This window comes from Cytophaga hutchinsonii ATCC 33406, from assembly GCF_000014145.1.
Classification (GTDB): Bacteria; Bacteroidota; Bacteroidia; order Cytophagales; family Cytophagaceae; genus Cytophaga; species Cytophaga hutchinsonii.
In genome coordinates, this window is the sequence record NC_008255.1 from 3,970,459 (window position 1) to 3,997,454 (window position 26,996).

The window sequence follows — 26,996 nt, forward strand, 5'->3', positions numbered from 1 at the left end:
TAGTGCTGCTATTTTACTGCACCAATAATAATTTTAAAGGTTATGTTTTCATTTTTAAGCGTCACCAGTTTCAGAATATATTCACCGGCAGATAAATTATTTGTAAATAACTGGTTACTTCCGTTACCCAGTAATTTCAGGTCATACACCTGTTTGCCGGAAACTTTTGTTGTACCAACCGGTACTCCTTCGACAGTCATCAATGAAAGTGTTATTTCCTCTTTTGTATCTACTTTGATATGTACAAACACATCCTGATTTATTGCGGCAGGGTTTGGATAAGCATACATGCTTTCAACAACCGGTGCAACAAAATATGGATTGCTGACATTGACATCTTTATCTATTGCGTGCAGCTCTTTTGTCTGATCTACAAAACAGCCATTACGAACAGATGTTTGGCGGATTGAGTACTTGCCTGAATCGGGTAATACAAATCGAATCGCACGCACGCCTTTTGGATATATGTTGCCATCTTCTCCAACCATATCTACAGCGCCCGAATCCTTCGAAGGAAGTACGGTTACACCCGGAGAACTATACCAGGTATAAGATTCCGGTACCGGCATGGATATATCTACCAGCACAATCGTATCGCCTGCATACACATTACTGCTGATGATAAAGTTCGGGCTCACAGGCTTGCCTTTGAAAATAACTTCTGTTGAACGCACCAGTGAACAGCCGAATTTATCCGAAACTTTTAATACCAGATTTTCAGTTGTGTCTGTTACACTTAATTTTCTTGTTTTCACCGAATCAGTCCATTCAGGTGCTTTCCATGCAAACGACAATTCTGCATCCAGATCTGTTGGTTCTATGTAAAAATCAGGACCTGGGCACGGTGTATATCTCGGCTCAATAACTTTGATTGATGGTGTATTCTGAAGCTGACACAATACCGGAGCAGGGGTAAAGGTAGCACCCAATTCAGATGAATTATTGTTACTGTGATTCTGTGCCGTAAAAGTATTTTGCGTAGCATAAGAGAAGAATGCCTTTGGCACCTGCAATTCCCACTCACCATTTGTACCTGCACTTGCAAACGCATTGCTAACATATTCAATCGCCTGTAACGTATCTTTTACAGATTGGTAAACTTCTACCACGGCGCCCGCTAAAGCTGTTCCGGTAAGCTTAATGGTATTGATATCGGTTAAGATACCTGAAGTAATAACCGGTGTTACAATTTTTCCATTGGATGCAAGGGCAGCATCATCTGCATGGATATTAATTGCTTTATTGGCAACTGTTTTAGAATAAATGGCATTTCTATGCATCTGAATACCCGATGAAGTGAGTAATTCAATACCATAGTTTTTATATCCTAAGATTGTATTGTCGTTAATCTGTTCATTAATACTGTTTGTAACAAAAATGGCGGTGGTATCTATACCAAATATCGTTTGAGCAGAATCACCACCGATCAGGTTTTCACTGATCTGATCCTGAGAAGAATTAGAAATGTGAATGGAAGCACGTTTCGTTCCGTTAATTTCATTTCCTATTATTGAATTGCCCGATGGTGATTGCGTGCCTCTGCGCTGAATGGTTACACCGCGTACATTTGCTGTATGTACATTGATGCCAGCTGAATCCAGACCAATGCGGTTGTTATACACAAAGTTATTTGATGATTTTCCTTCAATAATAATGGCGCTGGATATTCCCGGTTGTGTTACATTTTCATCAAAATAAGATATACGGTTTGTAACAATCGTCTGGTTACTGCTGTTCCTTATGGTAATAGCATTTCCAATGATTGCCTTATTTTCTTTTCCGAATATATTGCTTTCGATTTTATTATCTGCAGCAACAGAATCCAGCAATATGGCATGCTGTGTTGTTTGTGTAAATGTATTTTTAGCTACATAGTTTAAATAGGAACTATCTGTAAGCGCGATACCAACAATACTGCTGTCTATACTGGATTCAGTAAACTTATTTTCTCCGATCTTATTATGGAATAATACGCCGACGCTGTAGCCTGCAATACCCATATTTTTAATTTCATTCTTATTACTGCGAAGATTAAATGCTGTGTCTAATTGCACTACTCCAGACGAATCTGTATTTACGATATAAAACTTTTCTATAATATTTTTATCATTACTGATACGCATACCATTTCTGGCATTGGTAATCCACATATTTTTTATTAAGCAGGCATCAGAAGAATCCGTAATATCCAGCCCGTAATTATTTTGGATTTTTGTGCCATTCACTAATATGCGTTGATCCGGGCCATAATTAACCAATTGCTTTTGAGTAATTCCGTCCATCTCAAATCCTTTATAGCTGTAAACAGGGCCAAATAAGGAATCGATTTTAATGTTGTACGGACCTTCTTTCTTCGGTTTGTCTATGCAGAAGATTACTTTAGAATATAAATCTGAATTATTTACATCTCTTAGAGCATAGCGTAATGAGTTGTCACCCGTATTATATGTGTTTAATACATATATTTTAGTATTGCTCGGTGGTATGTGTAATACCGACGATGTTTTAGAGGTATTGCTGTCTGCATCTATAGCCACTGCAATCACATGATACCACGTTACGGTATCTCTATGGTAAAATTCTCTTGGTATTTTAACAGACCATCTTCCATCCGGCTGCACAAATGTGTTTATTACATACTGATTCATGGATGCAGAAATACTATCTGAGAAAAATAATTCAATACTATCACCCGGTTGCGCATAACCTTTTACAATAATCCCGATTCTTCTGTCGTCTCCTGCCTTAACTTCAAACGAAAGGTTTTTAGGTTCTTCTTTTCCTATGTTAGACTGAATAGCTCCTTCACCTTTATGAATATTGATACACAAAGCAGAGTCTGTTTTAGAAGTATACCGAACATTGTTTACAATGTTTTTAGATACAAATACCGTAGAAGAACTTTCTAAATTAAAGGCATCGTTCCGTGCTTTGTAAACCGTGTTATTTAAAATTGTAGTATGTTCTGCACGTGTTGTTTTGATGCTGTTTCGGGTTGCAACTGTAAATGTATTATTTATGATCACTGCATGCGAAGCATCTGAAAGCGCTAAGTAAACATCCGCGCTATCTCTGAATGTATTGTTTGCAACAAGTATCTGTGTTGTATTCGAAATAGAAACAGGATTTTCTACAAAATGTGCGGTAAATGTATTGCCTTCAATAGAGCCTTTAGAATTGTTCCAGGTAATTGATTTTGCAAGTGCTTTATTACTATTGAATCTGTTGCCTGAGATCTCAGCGTGCGTTGAACCGTTTATGTCAACACCTGTACCAACAGGATTATTAAATGTATTTGTGCGGATACTCACACTATCCGTGTTAACATCAAGTATACCTTGTTTTGTAGCATTAAATGTATTGTTACTGAATACTGCACCAACAGCATTTGATAACGGTTTAATACCAATGGCCAATGTATCAAATACGCAGGAGTCCACAACAATACGTTTGTTACTTACCAATACACCTGTTTCAGTAATTTCATCAAACCGTAATTTTTGAACGAGAATACTATCCGATAGCACTTCAAGGCCTGTGGAAGCCTGAACGATGCGGAAATTTGTAATACTTGATGCTGCATTTGCTGATGCAATTGTCCAGGAAGCACCTGGCATTTTTTGTGCATTCATGCCTGCAATAACTCCATCCGGAATATTTTTACCACTGAAATATACTCCATATCCATTATTCAGATCCTGCATTTTCTGTTGCAGCTTCACTTCTTTAACTCCGCCTTGTGCTACGTTGAAATAGATGCCAACCGGATTAGCCTGACCGTTTGCACACTTCATTGCCATCCGCATGGTATTAGGTAACGGATAGTCATTATCCGTTGTATCTTTTAATGAGGTGATGTAGCAATCTCCCAGTATATACATATTACTCAACGGCGATGTATTTCTATCTGTATCCGTTGCTGTTGCTACAACATACCAGGTAGTTCTTGGCGGTATGCGGTCGCTGATTGATTTAGCAACAATGATTTCCCATGTACCGGAAACCTTCGACGTTACACCGCCTAAAATTTCAGATACTTCTTCATAACCCCCGGTTCCTAAATACACATGGATCGAATCACCAGCTGTACCGTTATTGGTTCCGTAAATGTGTAACAGACCATTAATCCATTTGTGTGAAGTAATAGCAGGTTTCTGCTTATTGTTGTTACCTGAATTTTTTAATTCAATTGCAAAAGCAGTTGGTCTGCCTTTCGTTACATCATTGTTGTAGAAGAAATTATATTTAATGGCATTTTTCTTTCCGCCATCAACAATAACGCCGCCTTTCTTATTCTGCTTAATATTATTTCCAAGTCCCAATGCCGTATCCGGACCAATGTAGTTATTAGAAGATTTAATAAATACACCTGCACCTTCTGCATAGGTTGGGTCGCCAAAGTATCTTGCACCGATTATATTCGCTGTTAATCTGCATGTATCTGAACCGGTATTTAAGAATACACCATAGGTAAGAGAGCGCATAATTAAATTGTTGTATACAAACACACCATGTGAAGCATCAACCTGTAAACCTACCATTGCTGAATCAATGGTGTTATTATTTACTTTTCCATTTGGTGCATTTGTTAAAAGAATGCCTGTCTCTGCTTTTTTAGAGGTATTGAAATTAAGCAGATAACCTTTAGAATTTGTAACCGCTATTGCATTCTTGTTTACATTTATGGTATTCTGTGAAACCAAACAGCTATTACTCGCTATCAGGGATATGCCTTGTTCTCTGACGATATAACCACGTACCCTGGATATTGAATCTGTTTTACCGACAACATTAGACAAAATTGTATTGGCATTACTGTTCGTAATACGGAAACCAAAACCAGCATGAATAATTGTATCTGCCTCGATGAACGTACCAGACGCGTTGTCAACAGCAATACCAACAGATGTTGTATTGTTCGATGCCTGTATGATGTTCTTAGTAATTTTCTGATTACTTCCTGTAATGCTTATACCGGCAACACTGAAATTAGAAACACGGTTTTGGTCGATTTGCATTTTTGCCGTTCCATCCAGACGTATACCTGTATGCTGAGATTTAATGGTATTGTTCTTAACCGTACCGTATATAAATCCTGTGGTCTTAATGTTAATACCTGTATCCGTTGTATTTTCAATAACGTTGTCGTTGGTATTAACAATTTTACTGTTAAGAATATTAATAGCAACATCAAAATTGGTAATCTTCATGCCATAAATATCAAGCTGATTGCCGTTTTGTCCGTTAAAACCATTGGCAACATTATTTATAAGGTCTACCGTTGGAGAACCTTTTACATAGCCTGGCTGTGAAGTACCATCAATAATTAATAATGGAGCTGTGATTGCGGGCAATTCAGAATCTGTTTTGATTTCAGCAACACCACCGCCAGGAATTGCAAACTGAATTAAATTACATTCATCTTTATTTGCTTTATCTATGGCCTCTCTTAACGAGTTTTCTCCGTCATCTGCTTTCGTTTTTACCAGACAGATTTTCAAATTCGGATTAAATGCAACCGACGCTTCAGAAGAAAGTGTATTTGCTTTTGTTGCTACTGCTCTGAAAAATAATGTATCCGATCTTTCTGCTGAAACAGGGAAAGAAACAATCCAGGTACCTGTAGAATCTGCAGTTGATTTTTCAATGTATTTAACCAGGTCACGTTTATTCTGATTTGAATAGAAAATTTCCACTTCATCAAATTTTTCTGACTGGCCGATCAGGAACAATTGACCGTCGTGATAGGTTGATGTAAGAATAACCGGAGCAGCCTTACTATAGTTAGAAGCGTTTGTTGCAGAAGTCAGGTTTAAATTAATGGGTGTTTTACCTGAACCTAATCCAACAACTGTATTCTGTGTTAACTTAATATTTATACTCTTATTGATATTCAAACCGTTGTTTGAAACCGCAGCAAATGTATTTTGAGATACCGTAATGCCGTTGCTGTTATCAATCAGCACCCCTTCATAAGCAGTTGTTATTTTATTTGTTGAAACAGACGCGTTTTTATTTGCATACAATCTGATCGCCGGTAATGCAGTTGAAACAGTACCGGTAATAATATTTGCCGAAATAACAGACACTGCATTTTCAACGGAAAGTACATACCCATTTGCAGCAGCTGGCACTGTTGCAGATTCACTTTTTAAAATATTAGCGAATGTGTTGCTTGTTACTTCAATAGAACGTGCACGCAGCGCTGAAATTCCGTAACCGTTAATAGGTGCGGCAATACCTGCTTTTGAAATACCAAATGTGTTTTTAGTAACAATCAGTGAACCCCTTACACTGTTAATGCTGCTTGTACCGCCTGTAAAATAATTGTTGCTGATGGTTTGTTGTTTAATACTATCAACCGCATTTATATAAATAGCATTTTGGTTGCCGATAAAACTGTTTGAATCAATTACTGCATTTTGACCGGTACAATATAATGCATTTGCAAAATCCTGGAATACTAAATTCTTAACCTGAAAATTATTGGTAGACCATTCAAAACAATTCAATGCAGGAGTGCTTGTTTTTACTGTAACAGGTATGGAACGCGCGTTTACAGCAACACCATAATTATTTGTAACAACCAGCTTAGATCCCAGTGTGATTTCATTTGGTGCCGACGGCAATAAAAATTCAATCCGTGCCGCTACACCATTTGTACCAAAGCCCGCCTGGTTTGCGCAATTTACAGCCTCTCTCAACGAACCTTCTCCAAGATCCTTTGTATTTGTTACATAACAAACCTGTACATAATTACCAACACGTATCGGTGTTGATAACGGAGAAGTATTTCCGGTTGTACCTGTAGCAGTCGCAACGAAATAATTGTTTTGATTTATTGTAATTTTATCGGAAGGAATTATTGCTGTCCAGTTACCGGCTGCATCTGCCACTGCTTCTACAACAAATCCGGTTGCCTGCTCTGCAACATAGGTGCTTGAGAAGATTTGAATCCGGTCAAACGGCTTAGCTGTTCCTTGTATCGAAGCTGTATTTCCGGTAATGGAGCTCAGCATATCTGCAGGCTGGCTGTAATTTGCATTGCCGTTATTTACCAATGAAATTGCTTTGGTATTACTATAGATTGCATTATTTAAAATGCTGTTTGATGTTCCGCCGTTTACGAGTACACCGGTTTTACTATTTGTAATTTTGTTTCCCGCATCTGTACCGCCGATCTGATTGCCTTTGCCGGTAATATATACTGCTGTATCCGCCTTGAATGTACTGGCATCAGTTGCCCAGGTAGTATTGATCGCACTTGAAAATACCTGTGCATTGTTGCCCGTGATGGTAAGCGGTCTTTTAGAATTTACTATAGTTACGTTACGTACAACATCGTAATCTGAATTAAGCACTACCGCCTGGTTAAAGTTTGTAAAACCTAATTGAGAAATAGTCACGCCTTCATTATTTACCACCAACCCATTAAATGCCGTTGCACCTTTTATAAAGATCATAGGATCCGGACCACCTGATGTTGGACCAACAATCTTAACAGGCACCAGGATTGGGTTTAATACGCTTACCAAACGGATCGTATCGGGTGCTGTTAACGAAAAGTTTATTGTTAAACATGCACCTGCGTTTGCTTTATCAATGACTTCACGGAATGAACCAGGACCCGCGTCATTTGTATTTTCAACATAACAGATACAGGTGAAACAACCTGTAAGGAATGGTGTTGAAAGTTCAGAAGTATTGTTAGCGGTACTTCTTGCTGTGTTAACATAAAAGTTTTTATCGTTGGGATTAAATGCTGCGCCTTCAGGAATTTCAATTTCCCAGATTCCCGCAGCATCCGCTTTTGCTGAACCTGCAAACAATAATGCCTGTTGCGGTTTATCATTATTGTAAAATACTTCTATCGTATCGTTTGCATCACTTGTCCCTCTGATTACGATGTTGCCGGATACTGCTCTTCTGTAGCTTTTAAATGCCGCCGGCTGTTTATTCAAATTACCTGCAGGCAATACACCGGCATGCAGATCAATTGCGTTAACGGTTACATTTGTGTTTGTAATCGTGTTTTTCGAAAGGGTATTATTTATTCCGCCAACATATATACCACCTGAAACATTGTTTACAACCGTGTTGCCAATTACAGATGAATTATTGCCTATCAACATACCATATTGGGTTTGATTGGCAATACTATTTCCGGCAACTTTTATACTGTCTGCTGTTGCCTGAATACCGTTGGTGCCGTTGGGAAGAGCTGATCCGGCAGCATTGGTACCAATGTAGTTATTTATTATGCGTGTGTTTTTTCCTTCCGCATAAATTCCGTTTAATGTATTTCCTGCAACAGTATTATTTGAAATCGTTGTATTAAGAACGTTGGGAGCGATGTAAATTCCATTTTCCTGGTTTGCACGGATTACTCCTGCAGCGGTTACACCGATATAATTGGCATCAATCGTATTTCCATTTGCTCCCAGGCCAAGCAGGATACCGCTTTTAAGCGAAGTACCGATTGTGTTCGAAACAAGTATATTGTTTGAAGCATTCTCCATCAGGATGCCAATTTTTGACGATCCTGAAATAGTATTTGAACGCACCGTATTATTACTGCCTCCCTTAAATTCAATACCTGACACCGCATTTGCAATTGCGTTTAATTCAATGGTATTGTACTGAGCCGCAGATGCAAGTTGCACCCCTGAACCTCCTCCTGTAAATTCATTATTGCGGATCGCATTTTTATTTGCGCCAATGTTGATGACAACGCCGGCAATTGTATTATTCGTAAATCTATTCTGTTCAATTGTATTATTAAATGTATTTGAGTTCAGATCAACACCCGTACTAAAATTGCGGATGGTAAGTCCTGAAACTTTCACATTTGACAATTTATCTTTTAATACAAATGCACTTGAAACATTTGTGCCTGAACCTTCAATAACAATATCATATACGCCTGTACCGGATTGTGAAAAACCATCTATAAATACAGAGTCGGAAATAACAGGTAATGCAGTAAGTGGTTTGATTACAAACGGCCCAGTACCCACGATCGCAAATTTTATGGCATCTTTTCCCGGCTTTTCATTCGAACAATTGATTGCTTCCCGTAACGAACCATCTCCGCTGTTATTCGTATTGGTTACATAGCAGGCACATTCCTGTGCATTAATAAGCATTGTGTCCGAAACATTTGTACAGCCTTTAGCTGTAGTTGCCTGCACAATGTATTTACCCGATTGTGTCGGATAGATAATTTTATCTGTACTGAACAGCTGTCCGTTTACAAACCATTTAGTTACAGGATATGGATTAAGTCCCTCGAATACGATTTTATTTGTACCACATCGTGCATATTCGCCTGATGGAACAAAGTTCAGATCAGGTATTGGGTTTTGTGTAATTGTTTTAGAAACAGTTACCTTACATCCTGAAACAACATTCGTTGACGTTAGAGAATAGAGCCCTCCGGAGGAAACCGTAATGGCTGGTGTTACTGCACCTGTATTCCATACAAAATTGGATAACAGATTGCTTGTTAAGGTAATTGTATTTCCGGAGCAGAACTCGTTGACACCTGTGATCACAGGTGTAACCGCTGTTGCTTTAACGTTAATTGTTTTTATGTTTGAAACCGCTGTACAGCCCAACAGGTTTGTGGTGCCTTTGCTGGTTACACGTAATTTATAAATACCTGAATCTGCACGCGCAATTGTTTGAAACGTCAGTTTTGACAAATCACCCCCAACAGGCTGATCATTTTTTAACCATTGGAACGTGAAATCTTTTGCTTCAAGTGCTGACACCAGTTCTGATGAAACCTGCTCACAAAGTGATGTATCACCGGTGATGAAAGGATTGATAGCAGGTGCTACTTTTATCGTAAGACTTTCTGATGGGGTTTTACAACCCGTTGCATTATCTTTTACAGACACAACATAGGATGCATCGTTCCGTAACAAAGCAGTTGTGAGTACAGTATCAGCAGCAGATAGTTTAACTGAATTTTCATACCATTCAATTGTTTTTCCTGCTTTTGCAGTTTCCGTATGTAATACAGCAGAAGCATTGTAACAGATTGCCGTTGAGGCTGCTTTAATGTTTGGTTTTTCAGGATTTGCATTAACCGATATGGTATAGACAGGTAACGCTACGCTGCAACCTGTTGCTGCCTGCGTTACGGTGAGCTGATAATCGCCCGCATCCGTTGCTTTAATATTATTGATAACCAGCTCAGTGGATTTACTTGCCAAGGTATCTGTGCCATGTTTCCATGTATATAAATAACCTGACTGAGTTAAATTACTTTTAATTAGTAACACATTGCCAACACAATTAAGTTTTTCGCCGGAAACCAAATTCGGAACACTAAAGCCGTTTACCTTAACAGGTGCTGTTGTTCCTGTACAGGATGCCGCTGTAGAATATGTAACGGTGTACTCACCTGCACTTGTTACACTGTATGTTTGTGCCGACCCAAGTACTGCTGTATTGCCAACTTTTCTCCACGCATATGTACCGCCGGTTGCTGCCAGCGGAGCTGTTAACAGTACCGGTTTTCCATTACATAAAAGCGTATCTTTTACCGGAAGTTTAATGCTGCCCACAGGTGAAAATGCAGTAACCGTTATGTTACTGGTTTTGATATTGGAACAGCCCAGGCGGTCAGTAGCTTTAAGCTGTACCGTTTGATTACCCGCGGCAAATTGCTGCAGCGTTGTATCTCTCACAGATGTTTCTCCATTACTGAATGTCCATTTTACAGGGCCGCTTCCATTGGTGCCAAAATTTGTCTTTTGAATAAATCTATATGTGTTGCCTGTACATAATGGTGCCTCAACCGTATAATCTGCCGTTGGCAGATTACTGATTTCATAGGTGTTGGTTGTTGTAAACGAACACTCCGTATTTTGATCGTTCATTACGTTAACTGTTAACCGAACGGTATATGTGCCGGCAGTTGTATAGATGTGTTTTCCGTTTCGGTCACCGGTACCGCTAAAACTCTTGTCTCCGGAACCATCTCCGAAATTCCATGTCCAGTTTGTTATGGGGTAACCTGCATAATTAACGGATAATTCATTAAAAATTAATTCTGTTCCGATACACGTAGGCTGATCAAGTTTAAATAAGGCACGTGCAAGGATCTTTACCGGCTTCACATCATACCTGCATCCTTTTGTAAGTTGTACTCTGTATACCCGTGGATCTGCATTTACATAAATTTTTGTTGGGTTCAATCCGGATACGGTTGTTCCATCACCAAAATCCCAGCCAAGTCCTGTACCGCTTGTGATGGACGGATCAACAATAAATTTAAATGTCTGGCAGGACGATGACGGATCTATTGAAAAAGAAACCGCCGGATCTGTGCAGTTCGTTCCAATGGTTCCGCTGCCGGTGTTGTTTCCATTACATGCTATAACAGCAATACTTTCTACTTCTGAATACTGTACACAGTTTTCCAGTGATACCCGCACTTTATACGAATAATACTTCTCCAGATTTAACGGTTTCTCAACTTTATACTTAAGCGATGTAGCACCTGGTATTTCACTGTTATTTTCATACCACTGGTATTTATAATCCTGGCCTTCATACGTAAAGAGATTTGTTTCACTCTTTTTACCTATTGTCGGGTCTGTACAGAATACCGTCTTATCTTCTGTTGAAACAGTTGCTTTTGGTAAAGGCAATTGCTTAATGTATTTACTCGCAGCATTTACGCAGCCGTTGTTATCTGTTACCCGTGCCGTATATAAACCTTCCGCAACAATCGGCGGAGTTGCCTGAGTAGAGAATGCCGTATTCGATTCTTTTAAATACCAGCTATACTGCGCATAATTTTGTGTGGTAGATAAATTAAATGTACTTGTTCCGCATATTGTTCCTGAATTTATTTCAGGTGCTGGTAAGGCATTTACAACAATTGGTAATTGAACCGTTTGTAAACCATAGCGTTCATATTTTAATGTAAGTATATATGATCCTGTTTTATTCCATTCAATAGATACGGCACTTTGTGAAGTGCTTATAATTGTGCCGCCGCCGCTTAAGCTCCAGGTTATGTCTTTTGTATATTCATCTCCGTTGAAGCCATAATTAACACGTGCATTCAGACACGCCGGGCCACTAACAATAATGCCGTTGCTTAACTGATCCGCTTTTTTAACCGGAAGCAGTACAGGTAAGCCATTACAGGCAGGCGAACTGAAAATATCCTGTACCTGTATGGAGAACGGTGCCGTACCGCCCCATTTAACAGTGATCTGGTCTCCTGTTTGTGCTTGTTTTACACCGCCGATTATTTTAACATCATACGATGCATTAGCCGGTTTTTTAATTGTATACACAAACGTCTGTAAGCCCGCCGGGTCTATAACCGCATTTCCTTCAATGGATATATCTGATCTGGTAGATTTAACATATACATTTTTACGGACAATAAATTCTTTTCCATTGCTCGCAACCTTTAACTCAAGTATCTGATTTCCCGGATAGGTAAATGTCGGGTTGATTGAAGGTCCGCTGTAGCTCGTTCCATCCTGAATATTTGTCCAGGTATACACAGCCGTCTGGCCTGTGTTTTCATTGGCCTCATACGTTGTGCTTTCGCCGAAACAAACGGAGTCGGCACCTGTAACTATATAATCAAATAGTTTTTTAACATTGATCGTAAACGGATCGGAACTGCATGACCCTTTTTTAGTAGAAACACTTAACGAGATATTGTCCGGTGAGAAACTGTTTCTAAGTAATGTTGCATTGTTTGAATACGTGGAGAGAATGGTTGCACCTGGTGACGACCATTGGAAATTAATATCGTTAATGTTTGTATCTGTCAAACCTGTATACGTATTCGTAGCATTTGCTGCAAGCTCCGTTTCACCGGAAATTCCCGTAATTACAGGCTTTGCATGTACCTGTACTAAAAATGTATCCTGTGCATTACAAGCCAGACTCAGATCCTGTGGAACAGCCGTAATTTTATAGGTACCCGCTGAAGAGCCCCATGTTACATAGCCACCGGCTACTGCATTATCCGCACCCGTTACCTGCCAGTTCATGGCACCCACGGAAGGTGTAATCTGATAGTTTATTGAATTTCCCGTACACACATCCGTATTGCCGGATAGTTTAAAGCTTGGTCGTACGTTTACTTTAAAAGAATCTGTTTTGCCGCATTTAAGTAATTCATTGTATGTTGTTAAATATACAACCCCTTCTGTTGATGTCGCATTCCAGCTTACATCAATATCTGTAAGATTATAACCCCTGCTTGTATTAGAATTTATTGTTCCGCCTTTCACACTCCAGGTATAAAGGGTTGCCGGTGATTTATCTTTATTTGCCGTTCCATAATGTACCAATGAACCCTGGCACGTTTTATTCAGTCCTGCCAGGGTAAAACTTACCGGCACAATAGGTACCTCTACAGATACCGGTATTTCACAGGCATCTGTACCGCAGCCGGTAGCCAGTAACGTAATTTTTCCATTGCCTGCTGCACCATTTCCCCACAAAACTTTTATCGTTTTCGTACCCTGGCCGCTCTGTATCGTTCCGCCAGTAACGGTCCACTCAATCGTTTGGCATACAGCATTTGTTGTGTATGTTTCTTCAGCACCGGGACAAATAACCGATACGGTGGTGATCACCGGAGCATTATTATTTTTAACCGTAATCTGCTTACTTGTTGTATTTGTCTGCCCGCAGAAATTTGACGCGGTTAATTGTACCGTATATGTACTCGCTTGTGTATACAGATAATTTGGGGCTACCTGCGTGGATTTTTGTCCGTTACCGAATACCCACTGATAGTTATAATTACCAATATTTGCAGTTGTATTTTCTGTTTGAATACGTTCATCCTTACATACACTTGCAGGGATTGTAAAGGATGGTGCAGGAATCACGTTTGCTAACGCAGGGTCTACGTGCGTTTCATAGGCACCGATATCAATGGTGTCTGCAAAAATACGCGGCGTATTATCTAAGTCAGATAAAGAAATACCCAAGGCGTTATTCCCTTTGTTGATCAGCGGTGACTGGCAGGATAAGCGATAGTTGCCGGCTGCAAAATCAACAAACTTCGGATTAGTATCATAAATTTTTGTGCCTGTTGCAAAGCCTCCTTCAACAACACTGTTTGTTACACTGATTAACGAAGGAATTGCTACCGTAGGATAGTCCTTTAAGTTGATTGGCGCTTCCGTACCGTTCGCCCATAAGATTGAGTTTGCAATCACATTGGGAACTAAACCCGTGAATAAACCGGAGCCGGGAGCCTGATTTTTTACAAAGGTGCAGTTATAGAAATTAACTGCTTTTGTATTCGGTCCTCTCTTGATAATACCTTTGTTTGCTGCTGGTGAAATATTATTATCAAAAAGTGTATTATACACATTCAATGTGCCGCCATCAATACCTAAAGATGATGTACCATTATTTGAAACATTTTTTTCGAAAATAGATTGTAAAATATTTGTTGTAGCTTCTGATCCCGAAGAGATGTATACCGTAGATGGGCCACCTGAGATATTTTCACTAAATAAACAATTGTTCACTACAGCATCGTGGTATGTTGCACTATATATTTGTACTGTTAATGCCGCTGCTTGATTACTGTTTTCTGTATTAACAGTTGATAAAGATTGATTTTTCTTAAAGACGCATTTGTTTATTTCAATCTTAGGACTTTGTACTAAAACCGCTCCTGTGCTATTACTTTTATTATTTGTAAACGTGCAATTTTCAATTTTTTGTGTTTCACTTCCAAATGCAACAGATACGATTGCACCTGCATTGCTAAAATAACTATTTATATCAAATGCTGTATTGTCATTATTGCTAAAGTCACATTTATTCAATGACATGTTAGCTTGACTTTGATAAATTACACCTGCCTGATAATTTGTAACATTGTTTTCAAATATTGAATTTACAGCAGTAAAAACGCTTGCAGCATTTATTGTTATTATACCAAGATTCGGTCTGCTGCTACTCCATAAATACGTATTATCAGAAATTGTAGAATTGGAAATAAGAATTTGTCCTCTTACAGTTATTAAACTAGGATTTGTTGCTCCAGGCCTTATTGTATTATTCTGAAGAGAAGAATTTAGAATAGTTGTTTTTGCCGTGTCCGGGGTATATTGACTACGATTTATAAAAGGAATTGAATTGTTTTTATAGGTAACATTATCAATTTCAATATTACCCATATTGTAATTCATCAATGTGCAATCATTATTACTGGAACTTAAGTTTTCAAAAGTAGAATTTGTAATTTTTATATTTCCTTGATTGGTTCCAAACACATTTGAATTTCCAAATGAAATATTTGAAAATGTTACATGATCTAATTCCAGACTACTGTTACCTACAATTATCTCATACGCATTTGTAGAATTTCTAAAAATAGTATTTGAAATTTTTACAGGTATTTCTGTAGTTGAAAAACCACCATTTCCATAAAATAAAGTCGATCCGGAAAAGTTTTCGAAAACACAATCTTCAATAACTCGTGCTGCAGTCATAGTGGAGCCAGAAACTATATTATTCCTCGTTCCATTAAACGTACATCCTTTAAATCTCCATCCCCGACATTCATTATAGCTGAACATGGTTGAAGAGTTCTGGATATTAAAATTACAATTTACAATATCGAATTGCGCATTACTACAGTATAAAATTGTTGAATTTGAACTTGTATACTCAAATACAGTACTTGTAAATTTAACTATGGAATAATCTATTAGTGGATCTGTTCCTAAAGCAGATGTTGAACTATTTATTGGGCTAGTTCCTACATTTTTAAAGGAAGAGTTTGAAACAGTTAAATCTGTACTGTGCTCTAAAACAAAAGGACTTGAGCCATCATAAAAATTGCAGTTATTAATTGTCAACTTATATCTATCGCCCGCCTGCAGATTGAATGAATTTGTATTTGAATCATAAAATCTTAAAATGCAAACACCAAAAGCTGTTAAATCCAGCCCATCGAGTAATAATAATTTATTTGGCTTTAAATTAAACATGTTATAATTATTATTATTACCAAAACCTTTCAAAATTGTTTTGTTCAATTCTATATTTCTTGCATAGATACTCGTCTCTGTTCCTGTAAACCCTCCATATATACTTATACTGTTATTAATTATATACCCGTTTAAGCCGGCATTAAATTCTGGTGCTACATACGTTCCCTTCGCAACCCAGATCTCATCTCCATCAACTGCTGCTGCAACAGCACCATCCAGTTTTTTGAAAGGTGTTGCCCAGGTATTACCGTTTTCGGTTGAGCCGGTATAACCTGCATTTACATAATACACGCGTGCCTGCAATGCATTTGAAAAAATCAATGCAAAAAACAATATAGCGGTAGAAATGAACTGTTTCATTTTTCTATGGTTAACGTATTTTTAAATAAAATCTGCTGTGCCTGTGTACACCATATTTTTGATGGGCTTCCGTGCACGGTCGTTTTTATGTTTTTAATATTTTATTTTAATCACTACACTCATTACAGATTCTCTGCCATCGGGCAGTTCAGCGATAATGGCATACGTATATTCGGTATTGGTTGTTAGCCAGGTATCATAAAATTCGCGTTTGGTGCCTTTTACAAATTCATAGGTCTCTACCTGTTGCCCATTTTGCGAACGCATAATTTTAAAACCTGTTGCCTGTTTGTTAAAGTCCCACGTGAGCTTGATCATTTTATTGGGGCGGCTTGCAACTGCTTTAATGTTTGTAACCTGCGGGAACGGATCTTTTTCAGGCTGTTGTATACGGATCACCTGTTCTTCAGGGGAGCGTAAACCCGATGAATCTTCTGCGACTAATTTGTATTCATACCACACATCTGTTTGTGTGAGGGTATCACGAATGGATGTAATTTTTAAACTGTCGCCGCCCAACCGTACAAATTGCTGCCATTGAAATTCAAATTCGGATTTCTTATAGAGATATTGATACTTTACATCATCCGACGAACTCGGCGACCATGTTAATGTAATGCCGGAATAACCCGTTTTAAAATCTTTAAACACGGCATTGGTAGGCGGTACTTTATCCGGCAGCAGTACTTCAACATACTGTGATTGGCGGGACGCATTAAACACTTCATCGATTGCAACTACAGCATAATATATTTTTTTCCAGCCGGAGTTAACATCAACCTTATCAATATAGACCGTGTCTTTATAAGTAGAATCTGTGATACGCGTTGGCTCCTTGTGTTTGTAGAAGGTTCTGAAAATACGATACCCATACATATCCGCTTCTTTATTTTTTTTCCAGATCAGGGTTACCACACCGTTTGTATCGCAGATACCTGACACTACAATGGGTTTTGACGGCGGAACTGAATCCACTAAAAAACCATCCTTTAAAAGCGAGCAGGTTGAATCTCCCGTATACCCATAAGCGCAGACTCTGTAATAATTGAAGGTAGGCTTATTGAGACGGGCATCCGTATAGGTATATGTTTTTGGCGAAATCGGTTTGTCATTCAGTTTCTTCATTACATCGTTTTGCGTTTTTGCTGTCCAGACAGAAAATGATGCAACATTTTCTTTATCTACCGGGTTTACTTCCCATTCCAGATCAATACGTATGTTATCTTTTGAAGAAGCTTTACTGATATTCGGCGCATATTGTATAAAGGTTACAGCTTTAACCGTTAGTATTTCACTGAATGCACTTGTCTGTTCAAAGGCATTAATCCCTTTTACTTTGTAATAATATGTTTTATTCATTTCGGGAAATGAATCGATGAACACCATTCTTTTTTCATCTACTGTAAGTCCCAGTTCTCCCAGATAAGGATTGTTATTTACTTTTTCATAGGTGCCGTTTTTAGATAATGAACGGTATACATCATACGCAAAGTAACCGGAATACTTTGGCTGCAGCCAGTACAATTCAACAGACTTATTTACAACATAAAAATCGAAGCCCATTACGTTAGGCAATGCCACGGGTTGATTCATTGTAACAACCTCGGACCCTTTTATTTTTTTTGCAGTATTAACCGTTACTTCATACAAATAGGTTTTACCGGGTAAGGCTGTTTTATCTTCGTAGAATAAACCCATCGCTTCTGATGATTTATTTTTTAACAGGTTTGCCAATAAAGACATTACATATACATATTCCTTCTGGCCCTGTATTTCTGCGGCATTCGAAGTAGAGGTTCCCGGCTGTGCGTTTTCCTGAAGAAGCCTGCCTGCAATCAGTATTTTCGCATTATTTAATTCCGGATTCGTCTTTGCTTCATTGGTTATACGCTCGTTGGACCACGGTTTAATTGCTTCAGATGTTAACAGTGTTGTTGTAATTACTTTCCATTTGCCGTCTTTTAACTGAACTTCTGAACGCTGTATGTTATAACCCACACGCGTTCCCTCCATCCACAGATTATAGTTTGATGGGAGCCATTTTAACAGTACGCCTGTTGAGCTAACCTGCGTAACCAAACCAAGGGTATCTGCTTTTTGAGCAAAGGTTAACTGCGTTATAAATAAGCTTAAGAATAAGAATATATTTTTTTTCATTTTACTGCAAAATAACAGACGCCGGTAAATCAAAGCCTACCATAACTTCAGATGTTTTTATTTCTTTACCAGGCAGGTAGTAGCCCATTTTGTAATAATATTTTCCTTTCGGGAAGGTTGCTGCACTGCTGCCAGTAGCATTGCACGCATTTATATCATTCTGCACGGCACAGGATATAGCGGTCACTTTACCACTGTGATTTTGTTTCTGCAGTTCACTGAATACATTGTACTGCACATACATTTTGCTGTTGTAATAACTATATCCTACACTATCCGGCATATGAACTCCCGCAGGAATTGTAAAGCCTGTTGAAAAATCTGCACCAACGGCGCGTACAAATTTGTTCGATATTTTTACACCGCCTACAACCACACCAAATGTTTCCATCGTTGAAAACTCTTCTGCCGTATTTGCTGTAAGATCTTTGTTGTTTGGTGTTAATACATGAACAACATTGTTGCCGGAAACAGTAACTTCAGAAATATTGTAGTAGGCCATTTTATCTGCAAAGCTTCCGAACCTGCTTGCCGTAAAGGCATATTCCAGGATAACGGAATCTTCCGCAGCCTTTGCATATGTACCTAAGCTGATGGTTTTGTCATCCGTATCTTTAATATCTCTTGTCTGATCAACAAGCTCTGCTTTCATAAGCTTAAGTGTATATCCTTTACCATTCTGCAGAGAAGCATTTGGAATCGGGTAGGTAAACTGATCTACAGAAGACTGATTGTTTACCGTAACATTGGTAACACGTGCCACCTCTTCACCTCCTGTATAAAACACCACGTGATAGGCAAAATTAGGCTGCAGCTTCATTGGTTTTACAGGCAGCGTAAGCAAACGTATATAACCCTGGTTGCTTTCATTCCTGTAATAATTTTCCATACCCGGCATTGGGTATGCATATTGTACGTTTGCAACAGGTATTGAAACAGGTTCCATTTTCGTTTTGAAAATAGTTGTATCCTTTTCAATCTTATCTGTATTCTGCCAGCCGCCGCCTTTGTTAAACTGCAGCCTTACGGAAACAATTGCTTCCACATAGGTGTTTTCAGGATACGATATTTTAGGAACCAAGGTAAGCTGTGTTTTAGCGGAATTCCATTTTAAATCACATGGTATCACTGCAGCTCCGGCATGAACAACAATATCCTGTTGTTCTACCATACCTCTGTACTGAACCTTTTTATCTTTATCCGTTTCATCCGCCAGTTCAAACGTGAACTTTTCGATTGGTTTTGTAAAGTCAACAACAATATTCTGTGTAACCTGTACATTTATAGAACCCGTTACTGGTGTGATTGCTTCAATGAATACAATGTTTTTATCCATTTCTTCTTTCACACATTCTTCACCAAACGTAGCTTTCGCACTGATAGAACCACCAAAGGATAATATTTTAAATTCAGCGCTAACCGTTCCCGTTACATAACTTGGTCTGGGCAGCTGTGCAAAAACGTACGCTGAGATTGAGGCTGATACTAATGTAATATTATCACTGAGCGGGCCGCACTTATATGAACAACCTACTTCCATGCCTCCTGTAATAAAGGCCTGACCGGTAGCATACCAGTTATTAATACCACGTTCCTTACCTTCCTTACAATATACAGGTTCGGCTGTTTGTGTAATCAGGATATCAAAACCGGCAGCCAGCCAAAGTTTTGCGTACGGATCAACATCACAACCAAAAATACTTGCTGAACCTTTAAAACCACCTTCCAGACTTACGCGTGCACCAAAAGATAAACCGGCCCCTGTTTCCATGGCGTTATAATCTATCGGCGGCGTACCAAATTGCGCAGGCAACGGCATTATAGGCGGACTTGGTAATTTATTACCCGCGCAGAAATACGCCTGGCATTCAAATAAGTTTAATACATTAATGGCTATAGGATCTGCCGGAATACCCATGTACACATATTTTTCAGTCGGCGAGAACATAACTGCAATGTGGCCGGCTTTATCCATGGCACCGCCGCCTTTTACTACATTTACTACATTTATAAATACATCAAAATCACCCGTAAATGTTTCTGTCGGGAATACGTATTGTGTAAACCATTTTACACGCACCGAACCCTTAGTTGGAGTTTCCTCTTTCGGCACCTCCGCTTTTGTTTGTTCTTTGTTCGCGCTTATTTCATCAACCTTTACTACCGACATCGCCGTTTTTAATTTATCTGCACCCGGTACATTTACCGGCGGTGTAAATATGGTTACATCACCAAAAAACGCGAGCATATTCACACCACCGCTTTTATTGAATTCTATACCAAAGGTGATCTTTCCATTAAATACAGCATCTGTTGGTACAGACTGCAATCCTATACCAGCCAATAAACCCAGGTGAATGGAATGCTTTGGTATGTATGTTAAACCGGAAGTTGTGTTACACTTAACCTGCGTGGGCTTGGGCAGCGGCACACCTACCTGCTGCATTTCCATATGGTGATACAGACCTCCGTTGAAACCATTTATACCAACCATTGGTGCTACCGGTATAACCGGGAACGTAACACCGGCATCTACAAACCAGTAACGGTATGATGCGTCATCTTCGTTAATCAATGTGGCCTCATTTATCGGAACATTAATGTCTGGTGTGTATTGCATCGTGCGCCCAAAAATTGCCGCAACCTCAATCTTTAATTTATCCTTCATTAAGGATAATGCTATCTTGCCGCAGAAACCTGTTCCGTATAAAGAATCATTTCTGAATGTTGTTAACTCACCATGCAGCTTAAAGGCATCGTTATTTACATCAATAACAATTTTGTCTAAGCTGAAATCATCGTATTCCCATTTCTTTGTAACAGCGTCACGCTTTGTCCAGATGGTAAATGTGGCAGCCCCTCCAAACCCGGAGCCCCCGCTTTGCGAGTCGCCGGTTTTTTGTAATTGTACCTGTAAAGAAATTTGTATGCCCATGCGTTGACCGCCGGCTTCTTTAATTAAATTGATGGTGTCAATTGATACGGGAAAGTTTGACATTGTTTGGCCGCCGGTAGACATTTTACAATATCCGCCATGTGCTCTGTCAATATCAATATAGGGCGCTTGCGTAGATATAATCAACCGCTGAAACACAACTCCAAAACCCGCAGCTGGTTTTTCTTTTGCTGCCGCAGCAGTATCTGCCGGAGTCGCCGCCTTTTTCTTCGGCATTAATGTAAGTGAACCATCTATATTTACAGAAGGTGTAAACTGACCTGCCGCGTAATTAAATGAAATCAACGCATCGTTAATTTGCATTTTTGCAAGACCAAACGCCTGTACATTAATTAAACCACCTGTACCTGTTCTGCTCAGAAGCACTGAACCGGCATACTTCATATCGTTATCTGCAATATTCTTTGAGACAAGCAAACTAAAACCAACCTGGTTTTCTCTTCCCTTTTTAGAAACAGGCAACGTAATACCTCCGGAAATACTTGCCGAAGAAAGACAGCTCGCAATCATATTGAAGCTGAGCTTATCAATAGAATACTCCCAGCCTTTTATTGTACCATCATAAAAGGGGGTATTGTTTTTACCTTCCGCCTTTGATAAGCCGGTTACCCCATTGCCATCAATTATAATGTTAGAAGCCGTGATCACAATTATTTCATCCGGACTTTTTTCTTTAAATGCTTTTGGTATGTCAATCACTAAGGAATCAATATAAATACCTTTCCATTGTAACCCATCGAGATTATAATTTCCGGCTCCTGATGTATCTGCAGTTAAGTTTTTTGTACGGATTAATGCAATTGAATCCTTATACCATTGTGGTAATTTAAAAGCAGGTGCATTTTTCAGTTCACTGTGATCAAGCGTGAAACTGGGCATGTAACATTTAAACCCCGGCAAACTTGTAAACTCAAAGGAAGGTATGTCTTTAAAATCAACAACAAAATTAGAAAGCTTGGCAGCTCCCTGAAGATAAAATTTTAACGAAACCGGATTTTTAGTTTTAGAATTATCTACGATTGTTTTCTTATCAAAATTTACCGAACCTGCCAGTGTTACATCTTTGAAACCTTTACAGTTAAAGGTTATAAAACAACATTCTTCTGTAGTGCCTGGTTTAAAACCAACACCTGTACTGCCCGCGCCAAGCAAATTGGTCAAGCCCTTAAATTCAATATTATATCCCCGTCCGATCTGAAGAGAATCTGTTACCAGCAAATACAAACGCAAGTCGCCTGCAAACCCCCCTGAACGGCTATAGGGAACTTTATCAGCTAAAAAATAGAGCGTGGTTTTTGAAGAAAGTGTTACTTTCATAAACACCTCTGCATACATGCCATCCGGTGTCATAAAAACCTTATTAATTACAAGCGCATAATTCCGGTCACCGTCGTTTGGAAGGACACCTATCGGAAATTTAAATTCCTTCCCGTCAATAAGCGATTTATATAGGTTGTTTTCTTTTACCGTATTTATAACGTTTTTAATTTCTTCCACTTTTGCCTGCGCACCTTGTACTACAGTTTCTACCGAACTTAAGGTATTCTGAACGGTTGACAAGGTATTTAACTGTGCAAGTGAGGTTTTTGAAAATAAGCCTGCTATTAAAAATATCGAAATTTTTATAACAACTACGAACTTGTTCTTTGGGGTAAAAAAACAACAGATTCGCTTTAACGAGCCAATAAAATCCATTATGTACTTTTTAATAGAATAAAGAATGGGATGGGTAAGTCCCGGATAAAACTATTTTTATAATCTTATGCACAAATGTACCATTAATTATATATATAACTATACAGATAGTACAAATTTTTATCTTGAAATATTCATAATTATCAAGGAAATTTTATAATTAATTTAAAAAATGTCTTCTAATTAATTATTTTTATATTTTTTTAGAATAAAAGTTCTTCCAAAATTTTAGTAAATTTTTTGTGTGACGAGTCAACTTTCTGGTAAGGTTTAGCCTATAACTGTCATTGTTTAGTACAATTTAACTGTTGGTTCTTTTTCTCGGGCTTCTTGCATTTTATCTATAACATAAACCATTCATAATCTCAAAAACCTATCATTCCGCCTAATTTTATTGTATTTTTGTATGATTACGAACCGTTTTGAATTTTGAAGGTTACTGAATTATTGAACATATATGAGAAAGATTCTCATATTCAGCTATTGAAACAAAAGCTTCAGGAAAGGGAAAATAACGCGCTCTTTTTAAAAGGTTTGTCAGGCAGTATGGATGCGCTCATTGCAGCCGCTCTTTCAAAATCTGATAAAAAATCGCATGTTTTTATATTAGCGGATAAAGACGAAGCATATTTTTTTCAAAATGATTTACAGCAATTGCTTGGACTGCCTGTTTTTGTTTTTCCGGCTTCCTATAAGAAACCATATCACTACGAGCAGGTTGAAAATGCAAATATTCTGCAGCGTGCTGAAACGTTAAACTACATTATTAACAACCAGGATAAGCCTTCTTATCTGGTTACATATCCGCTGGCGCTTTCTGAAAAGGTAATCAATAAACGCTCCTTAGTAGAAAACACCTTTATTGCCCGTATTGGAGAAAAACTCAACCGGGAATTCATGGAAGAGTTTCTGCAAAGCTATGGTTTTGAGCGTACGGATTTTGTGTATGAGGCCGGGCAATATGCAATTCGTGGTGGTATCATTGACATCTTTTCTTATGCAAATGAATTGCCGTTCCGGATTGAACTCTTTGGAACAGAGATTGAAAGCATCCGGACATTTAATCCTGAATCTCAGCTTTCCGTAGATAACATTCCTGTTTTATCTATCACACCAAATGTACAGACACGTTTGCTGAAAGAAGAACGTGAGTCGCTGTTTACATTTCTCCCCGCAGATACTACGCTTTGGATCAAAGATTACGCACTTACTACAGAAATTATCGAAGAGTGCTTCTCTAAAGTTGAAAGTCAGTTTGATACTATTCTTTCCTCCACCGGCAACAGTGCACTGCTTACTTCTCCTGATGCGCTGTTTGAAGATAAATATTCTTTTGAAAAAAGCATTGAAGCTTATTCCATTATAGAATTTGGTCCGCACTCGTATATACCCAATGCAACACGCATTGAGTTTGAAGCAAAACCTCAGCCGTCTTTCAACAAAGAATTTAATTTACTGCTCGAAGATTTCAGACTGCGTATCAATCAAGGGTATAAAATTATCATTGCTTCTGAGTCTCATCAACAGATTCAGCGGCTGCATTCCATTCTTGAAGAGCTTGATCCCTATATCCGTTTTGAGGAAATGATCATTCCGTTACGCGAAGGATTTATTGACTTACAGCGTAATATTCTGTGTTATACCGATCACCAGATCTTTGACCGCTTCCACCGATATAAAACCAAAGAACGTTTTTCCAAATCAAAGTCTATTACACTGAAGGAATTACGCACGCTGCAGCCGGGTGATTTTGTTGCCCACGCAGATTTTGGAATTGCACGTTTTGCCGGTCTGGAACGCATTGAAAATAACGGACACACGCAGGAGGCTATCCGCCTGGTGTTCCGGGATGATGATCTGATGGTTATATCCATTCATGCCTTACATAAAATTTCCCGCTATAGTGGTAAAGACGGCCAGCCGCCTGTCATGTCTAAACTTGGCTCAGGTGATTGGGAAAATAAAAAGAGCAAAGTTAAACGTCAGGTTAAAGACATTGCCAAAGAACTCATTCAATTGTATGCAAAACGAAAAGCCGCTCCTGGTTTTGCATACACGCCTGATTCCTTTTTACAGGTAGAGCTTGAATCTTCTTTTATGTATGAAGATACACCTGATCAGAGCAAAGCAACAGCAGATGTTAAAAAAGACATGGAGTCGCCGCACCCCATGGACAGGCTTGTTTGCGGGGATGTAGGTTTTGGTAAAACAGAAATAGCCGTGCGCGCTGCCTTTAAAGCCGTGTGCGATGGCAAGCAGGTTGCTGTATTGGTGCCAACCACAATTCTGGCCATGCAGCATTACAAAACGTTCAGAGATCGTTTATCCCGGTTCCCCTGTGTAGTTGAATACATTAACCGTTTTAAAACGGCCGGCCAGATCAAAGAAACACTGAAGCGTGTTAAAGAAGGCAAAACAAATATTCTCATCGGTACACAACGTGTTATCAGCAAAGATGTTGAATTTCAGAATGTAGGTTTACTGATTATAGATGAGGAACAAAAGTTTGGTGTGAAGGTTAAGGAAAAACTGCGTGAATTTAAAATCAATATTGATACCTTAACACTTACCGCTACACCAATACCGCGTACGCTGCATTTCTCTTTAATGGGTGCGCGCGATTTATCCATCATAGCTACGCCGCCCCCAAACAGACAACCCGTTACTACTGAAATACATGTTTTTGATGAAGCATTCATACGCGATGCCATTTCATTTGAATTGAAACGCGGTGGACAGGTATTTTTTGTTCACAACCGGGTGAAAGATATTGATGGCATGGCATTCCTGATTAAAAAGCTGGTGCCCGATGCGCGTGTTACGTTTGCACACGGACAGATGGAAGGAGACAAGCTTGAAGAAGTAATGCTGAAATTTGTTGAAGGCGAATACGATGTATTGGTTTCAACAAACATTATTGAATCTGGCCTCGACATACCAAATGCCAATACAATTATTATCAATAGTGCGCATATGTTTGGTCTTTCCGATCTGCATCAGATGCGCGGACGTGTAGGCAGAAGCAATAAAAAAGCATTCTGTTATCTGCTTACTCCTTCAGTATCTGCATTAACAGGTGATTCCAGAAAACGATTAAGCGTACTGGAAGAATTTTCTGATCTTGGGGATGGCTTTAAAGTAGCCATGCGTGATCTGGATATCCGCGGTGCCGGTAACATGTTGGGTGCGGAGCAAAGCGGTTTTATTACAGATCTTGGTTTTGATATGTATCATAAAATTCTGGATGAAGCTATTCAGGAATTAAAGGAAACAGAGTTCGCTGATTTATTCAGAGACGAACTGGACCAGCAGCGTTTAAAAAATCTTGTGCAGGATTGTGTTATTGAAACAGATTTATCTATTCTGATTCCGGATACATATGTAACTAATATTTCAGAACGTCTTTCGCTCTATTCAACAATTGATAACATTAAAAATGAAACGGAGTTAACATCTTTTATACAAGGGTTAACAGACCGCTTCGGACCATTACCAAAAGAAGTGATTGATCTTACAGAAACCATTAAGCTGCGGTGGTTAGCACAAGAACTTGGTTTTGAGAAGTTAACCATTAAGAATGACGTCATGCGCTGTCAATTCGTGCCTTCAGAACGTACCAGTTATTATACCTCTGATGTATTTGGTTCTATATTAACATTTGTTCAGACTCATTCAAAAAAGTGTAAAATGAAAGAAGTAAACAAAAAACTTCTTTTAACTATATCAGATATTAAATCTGTTGAAATGGCTCTTTCAATATTCAATGAAATTCAAAAACCTTTATCCGTAGCAAAGTAATCATTGCAGAAGTTAAAAAG

General features: G+C 38.7%; 4 protein-coding genes. 1 reads left to right on the forward strand and 3 read right to left on the reverse strand.

The genetic code is table 11. The features are described from left to right. Positions 1-8: 8 nt before the first annotated feature. The 3 genes from CHU_RS16760 to CHU_RS16770 all read right to left on the reverse strand — a co-directional run bounded on the left by CHU_RS16760 (position 9) and on the right by CHU_RS16770 (position 23,178). Positions 9-16,370, reverse strand: a complete 16,362-nt coding sequence (locus tag CHU_RS16760; protein ID WP_011586791.1) for a right-handed parallel beta-helix repeat-containing protein — start codon at positions 16,368-16,370, stop codon at positions 9-11. A gap of 93 nt (positions 16,371-16,463) precedes the next feature. Next, the gene (locus CHU_RS16765) at positions 16,464-18,527 is read right to left on the reverse strand and encodes a fibronectin type III domain-containing protein (RefSeq protein ID WP_011586792.1); all 2,064 of its coding nucleotides are present in this window, start codon (positions 18,525-18,527) and stop codon (positions 16,464-16,466) included. Between the two features lies 1 nt (position 18,528). Beyond that, complete coding sequence (locus CHU_RS16770) at positions 18,529-23,178, reverse strand: hypothetical protein (RefSeq protein WP_011586793.1); 4,650 nt, start codon at positions 23,176-23,178, stop codon at positions 18,529-18,531. A gap of 429 nt (positions 23,179-23,607) precedes the next feature. On the opposite strand from CHU_RS16770, the gene mfd reads away from it, so the two are divergent. Continuing rightward, positions 23,608-26,976 carry a transcription-repair coupling factor gene (mfd, locus tag CHU_RS16775; RefSeq protein ID WP_011586794.1) on the forward strand — a complete coding sequence of 1,123 codons (3,369 nt, stop codon included), beginning with the start codon at positions 23,608-23,610 and terminating at the stop codon, positions 26,974-26,976. Positions 26,977-26,996 lie beyond the last annotated feature (20 nt).